This is a genomic window from Laceyella putida (assembly GCF_042665195.1).
Classification (GTDB): domain Bacteria; phylum Bacillota; class Bacilli; order Thermoactinomycetales; family Thermoactinomycetaceae; genus Laceyella; species Laceyella putida.
The window spans coordinates 1-5402 of record NZ_JBHTBW010000049.1 but is presented as its reverse complement, the minus strand read 5'-3'; the positions used below and the strand labels follow the sequence as shown (position 1 = coordinate 5402).

The following is a 5402-nucleotide window of genomic DNA, read 5'->3' as shown; positions in this document are numbered from 1 at the left end:
ATCCCTTTTATATACAAAAACCCTGCGATCAACAAAGTTGATTCGCAGGGTTTGTCAACATTCTCACAGCGGTTATGCCGCTGTTTTTTTATTTTGTCCACACAAAATAGCCAGCCACTGGCCAGCTATTGGGTATAAATCAAATCGACTTCGGATATACTAATGGGTTGCTCTCAGGACGTCGTTAAACGGCACTCAGCGCCCGTATACGGGACGAAATCATAAGGGGGGATACATTTATATATCCCCCGGCCATTTTCGGCTTTACAGGCGAAAATTTTACGCCTTTTTCTGCCTCATTCCCTCGACCAACAAATTAACCGTTTGAGATTCGTTGTTCAGTTTCGTTTAAAGCTTGTCCAGGCGTTGATTTACTTCAGCAAACCCCTTATTCATTGTCATTTCTAGCTTATCCACTCTGGATTCTAATTGATCAACCTTCGTTTCTAAGCCGTCTACCTTTGTTTCAAGTTTGTCGACCTTACTATTGACGGTATCAACTTTTCCCTCTATCTGATCCAACCGATCCATCAGCCGGTTGAAAAGCTTCAATACCTCTTCGCTCATTTTGTAAGCCTCCGTTTAATTCGCTAGTGAATATATTCTATCAGACAGGCTATGATCCTTGTCATCCTCCATCAATTTCCACTTCGCCAGCTACCACTGTTTTTTCTTCGCTATCTCCTTATGTACCCTCTCAACACATGATTCTAGCCGATTGACTATTCGCTTCCCTTTAAAGCGCACCACAGTCCACCCATTTTGGCGCAGAAAGCGGTCCTTTCGCCGGTCTTTTTCCTTTTGATCTGGGGAACTGTGCCACTCCTCTCCGTCACATTCGATCGCGATCATGTATTTCGGGATAGCAATGTCAATGCGGTAGCGCCCACACGGCTCCTGGGTGCGCATTCTAAATCCTTCAACCCAAAGGCGGTTATATAGTCTTCTTTCGATAGGACTCTCACACTTCAACAACTGAACATCTACCCAAGGGAAGCGCCCCATGCGGATCTGTTCCAGGGCCAAGCCGATCACGCGAAATGGCAATGAGACACGATGAAACCAAAGCTTCCAACGTTGTTTCAGCTTCCTGAGCCACTTTGGCCGTTTTCTTCGCTTTCGGATGGTTGATCACTCCCTCGATCTGCGTAGGCGGCGTCCTTTAGGCTTTTGTATAGCTTGTTTTATATTTTCTATTAGTATATCTTCGAGCTGGCGCCGCTCTGAGATTATAAACTCAATCATACTCAAGTGCTCTGTTGTAATGGCTCCAAACCGTGCGCTATCCAGATAATAAGTTAATCTTTCTGTTCTTCTACTCATAAACTCTTTGAGTTCTCTTTCATAGATTGATACTAATTCGTCGCCTGAAGTACCTTTTCTCCTTGAATTGCATGATCTACATAATGGCCGTAAATTTTCCTCTTTGTGACTTCCTCCTAAATAACGCGGAACAATTTGTCTACTTGCATATAATCATCGTCGAAACATCGTTCTATATCCAAGTGGAGAGAAATACCACAAATCACACAAATGCCACCATATCGTTCATAAATGCGCTTCTTCTTAGCTGTGCTTATCTGGGTGCTCATGATGTCTTTTCCTTTCTGTCAATCCCCAAAGGATAATGAAAATGGCTCAATGGAGATGTCTTAAACGTGTCCTCCAATGATCCATAACTCTACTGCGCTAGTATTGGGCCAAGTCCGCTTGGACAGCTTTAATCCAGATCGACCAGTGCCGCGATGTCGAGGGATTTGTCAATCTCGGCTTGGCAGAGGGCGATGAGTTCATCCAGTTTCTTGTCGGCTTCTTCTACTTGTTTAGGGGTTAACTCTTCTTCATGATCCGCTTTAACAAAGATCAAGATGTTGGTTACATGTTCCCGAAGATTCTTCGATAAATAGTATTTATTTTCTTGAAACAGTCGGTCTAGATCAGATACCGACATGTTCCAGCCTTCTGTACGATATTCATCAGGAAACAGGGCCCCGATCTTCTTAACGGCTTGTTCCACTTCGGGATAGATTGTCATTCGTTTTTCAATCACCCGTTCTTTTAGATTGGCACGAGACTGCTCGATCATAGCCAATTGGGTTTGGCGGTTGAAATAAAAGGTCACAATAAGGGTAAGTCCTAATGTGAAGGTGGAGCCGATTGTTGCGATAATGGCTGCATCAACATCGGGAGCGAATTTGTGATGAGGGTAAATCGAATCAAGCCAACGAAATAAGATAGGTATGTTTATACAAATGAATATGATTCCAGACAAGCCCATGAGAATCCTAAAGAATCTAAGTAAATCCTTAAAACTCGCTTTTACATCTACCAATTTAATCCAGCGAGAGGGCAAAATATTTGTTTCCTGAAAAGGATTCTCGTGTTTTATCTTTATGTAAAAAAACAATTCCAAAACAATATAACAAAATAACGTAATCAGAAAACTTACCTCAAAAGACATAAAGCTAAAGCTAGGGCGTGTCTGATAAATATATCTTCACTTGTCCTTCGGCGCTCATCGGAAAAGGTTTTTCCGCCTTCTCCCAATGGTCAACTTGATTTGCCAGACACGCCCTAGTACTAAATGTTCTTGCTAACCATACTGGCAATAAGACATACAGGAATACAGTCGTAATGATAACGGAAAAAATCATTAGCTTTATATCTTTCGACTGATTGTCTTCTTTCATCCAAATTCCCCTTTCTCCTATCATCTCTATCACATCGTTTAACAGGGCTAGAAGGCGCTCAGAGCCACGGAAAATAGCAAGGGGTAGTCTTATGTATCCACTACCCCATAATCCGATTAAAATCGACGTTTTTTATCTCCCAACCCGCCAATTCCGTCCTTTAACATGAAACGGCATCACGTGATGGCCAATTCGCTCCATGATCCGTGCCGCTTTAAGTTCATCGTAATCGCCCTTAGCATTAGCAAAGTGTTCATGCAATTGGTTTAAATCTTTGTTTGATGTATAGACAGTTGGCAAACGTTCGGCCATTCTGTATTGCAAAATCGAACTGAAGATATCATCTCTCACCCAAGACGTCATAGTTTCTGAACCAATATCGTCAAGAATTAAAACGCTACACTTTTTGTATACGTCTAATTTTTCATTTACCGATCCATCCCTTATGCCGCCTTTTAACTCATTAATTAACTCTGGAACATGGACCATTAATGAGTCTATATCAAACTCGGTTAATTTGTTACAGATAGCGCCAGCAATGCGAGACTTCCCTACTCCAAAGTCACCCCAAAGGTACAGTCCCTTGGTCTCATGAATATTTACTCCAACCGAAGTACAAAAATCAATCGCTTCACAAATCACATTGTATCTGTCATTGTTTGGGTCAATCGAATCAAAGGTAGCTTCAATGATTTCACGTGGTATATAGAAACTTTTGATAAGCCGCTTACGCCTCTCTTCTCTCCATTGAGCCTCCAACTTACCACATGGCCGGACCTTCCGTTCTATTCCTGTTTCGGTTCGCACCAAAATTGATTCATAACCTTTTTGTTGATTAGGACAGTTATCTAAACCAGGGCAGCGCAAGCAGGCTTCTTGGTCCCTTATATATTGTCGGAGATGGGAGAGTGATTTTTTATATTCTTCAAATGGCACATCAGGGTGATGTCCAGAGAATTCCATGATCAACGGGTGATCCATGGTCTCATTTAATAACTGATTTAAATCAATGCGCACTTTTAATATCCCTCATCCTGATCCCCTCCCATTTATAGGTTGTAGTAGCCGGCGGCAGCTGGAGTAAATTCCTTTGGTGCTTCTACTTCATTGTCTTCATCCACTTGAACTGATACACCTAGTTTCCATCCTTTTCGGATCTCATGGACAAGAGCTCCAACTAGATCATCAATCGGCTTCTTTTTCTTCTTAAAATATGTACGCACATTCAGCATGCATTCTTCAAGATCTTTCCCTTTCTGATTAGCCAATTGAATAAGCATATTCCAATCATCTTCGTCAATCTCTTCTACTCGATTACCAAAAAATGCCGTGGCGGTAGCTTTATATATATTCAATTCTTTCACCACCACCCCCACCACAAAAGAAGATGGGTCATCCTTATGTAATGGTTCTACCTTAGATAATGGATCATCCTTAGCATATGGTTCTTCCTTATGTCCGAAATTACCGTCACCGGTTTTTCCGGTACCGGTTTTACCAGTACTGGTTTTTTCGGACTGGTTAGCCTGTCCGATTTTTTCGGACTGGTTGATTTTATTGGATTCTTCCCTGTCCGATTTTTTGGGACTGGGTTCCTGACTTTCCCTGTCCGGATTTTTCGGACTGGTGTTTTCTTGTGATTTCTTCCATTGTGATGGGTCTGGGGCAAACCGTATTTTATAAACGGTGCTATCGAATCTTCCTTTTTCGTCATGGCGGCCCATGTCACGTTCAATGAACCCGTCTTTCTCCAATGATTCTAAGGCTTTAGTTACCGTGTCTTTGTTAATACCAAGCATTGATGCGATCCGTCGTTGTGTTGGCCAGCCCTCTCCCTGGTTATTTGCATGGATAGCGATGGTCAAGAATACATGAAGCTTGTTTCCCTTGAGCCGCTTGATTGCACCGCTTTCCCAAAGATCTTTATATAGGCGGATATTGAATTTTTCTTTCTTAACAACAGCTTCGCCGTCTTCGGTCCATTCAGTATATGTGCCGGTACCAAATATTCCCCCGATGATTGCTTTCATTTGCTTTTCATTCATTTCCATAAAAAATCCCCTCCCAGGATCGCGGCCATGCCACGCCAGGAGAGGATACACTGCACCCGTTCTTTTTTCGCTCAATTAACTGCACAATTCGCGCAATTCCCCATTGTTTTGATAAAAAAACATAGTTGCCAAAAGGCAGATTGGCGGTTAAAATGGGGTTGAATAGTTTAATAAACCTTGAGCGGTAAAGTGGGTGCGGCAATCTCTTGGCGGGGAGGGCCGCATTTCGCTTTTTCTGCGTCTAATTCTACCACCGTTTGCCAGAAACAACAATAGACAATAGATTTTGAGACGCTCCCGGATTGCCAGGAGCGTCTTTTTTGTAAAACTATCAACTGGCGACTAACAAACATTAATTTTATAAAATAGAGATGATTCAAATAACAACACATAGGAGGCATTTCTATGCTGAAGAAATCGATGTTGTGGTCGATTGCTTTTTTGTTGGTTCTGTCATTGTCTGGTGTTTTTCTATATGACAAGCCTACGGCTTGGGCGCTTCCGCCCGGAACACCGTCCAAGTCCACTGCCCAAGCCGAGCTAAACTCGCTGACCGTGCAGCCCGAGGGCTCCATGACCGGCTACTCGCGCGACAAGTTCCCGCACTGGATTGACCAAGGAGGTGGCTGCGACACCCGTCAGGTGGTGCTCAAGCGTGACG

The 5402-nt window shown here is 42.9% G+C and carries 7 protein-coding genes and 1 pseudogene; 1 reads left to right on the top strand and 7 read right to left on the bottom strand.

All coding sequences use genetic code 11. The features are described from left to right. Positions 1–348: 348 nt before the first annotated feature. The 7 genes from ACFQNG_RS15250 to ACFQNG_RS15220 all read right to left on the bottom strand — a co-directional run bounded on the left by ACFQNG_RS15250 (position 349) and on the right by ACFQNG_RS15220 (position 4741). Entirely contained in the window at positions 349–567 is a 219-nt protein-coding gene (locus ACFQNG_RS15250; protein WP_379866327.1) for a hypothetical protein, read from the bottom strand. Between the two features lie 90 nt (positions 568–657). Next, positions 658–1005, bottom strand: a complete 348-nt coding sequence (locus ACFQNG_RS15245; RefSeq protein WP_379866330.1) for an endonuclease domain-containing protein — start codon at positions 1003–1005, stop codon at positions 658–660. Positions 1006–1131: 126 nt separating this feature from the next. Next, a complete protein-coding gene (locus ACFQNG_RS15240) occupies positions 1132–1458 on the bottom strand; it encodes an HNH endonuclease (protein ID WP_379866329.1) in 327 nt (108 codons plus the stop codon). A gap of 262 nt (positions 1459–1720) precedes the next feature. Further along, positions 1721–2122 (bottom strand): hypothetical protein, encoded by a 402-nt coding sequence (locus ACFQNG_RS15235; RefSeq protein WP_379866326.1) that lies wholly within the window; start codon positions 2120–2122, stop codon positions 1721–1723. 349 nt (positions 2123–2471) lie between these two features. Further along, positions 2472–2690: a hypothetical protein gene (locus ACFQNG_RS15230; protein WP_379866325.1), complete on the bottom strand. Its 219-nt coding sequence runs from the start codon at positions 2688–2690 to the stop codon at positions 2472–2474. 132 nt (positions 2691–2822) lie between these two features. Further along, positions 2823–3707: a primosomal protein DnaI gene (gene dnaI / locus ACFQNG_RS15225; RefSeq protein WP_379866323.1), complete on the bottom strand. Its 885-nt coding sequence runs from the start codon at positions 3705–3707 to the stop codon at positions 2823–2825. A 32-nt stretch (positions 3708–3739) separates the two neighbouring features. Then, positions 3740–4741, bottom strand: a complete 1002-nt coding sequence (locus ACFQNG_RS15220) for a helix-turn-helix domain-containing protein (RefSeq protein ID WP_379866321.1) — start codon at positions 4739–4741, stop codon at positions 3740–3742. Positions 4742–5146: 405 nt separating this feature from the next. Between ACFQNG_RS15220 and ACFQNG_RS15215 the strand changes: the two are divergent. Further along, a pseudogene (locus ACFQNG_RS15215) lies at positions 5147–5402 on the top strand (hypothetical protein); the annotation flags it as partial.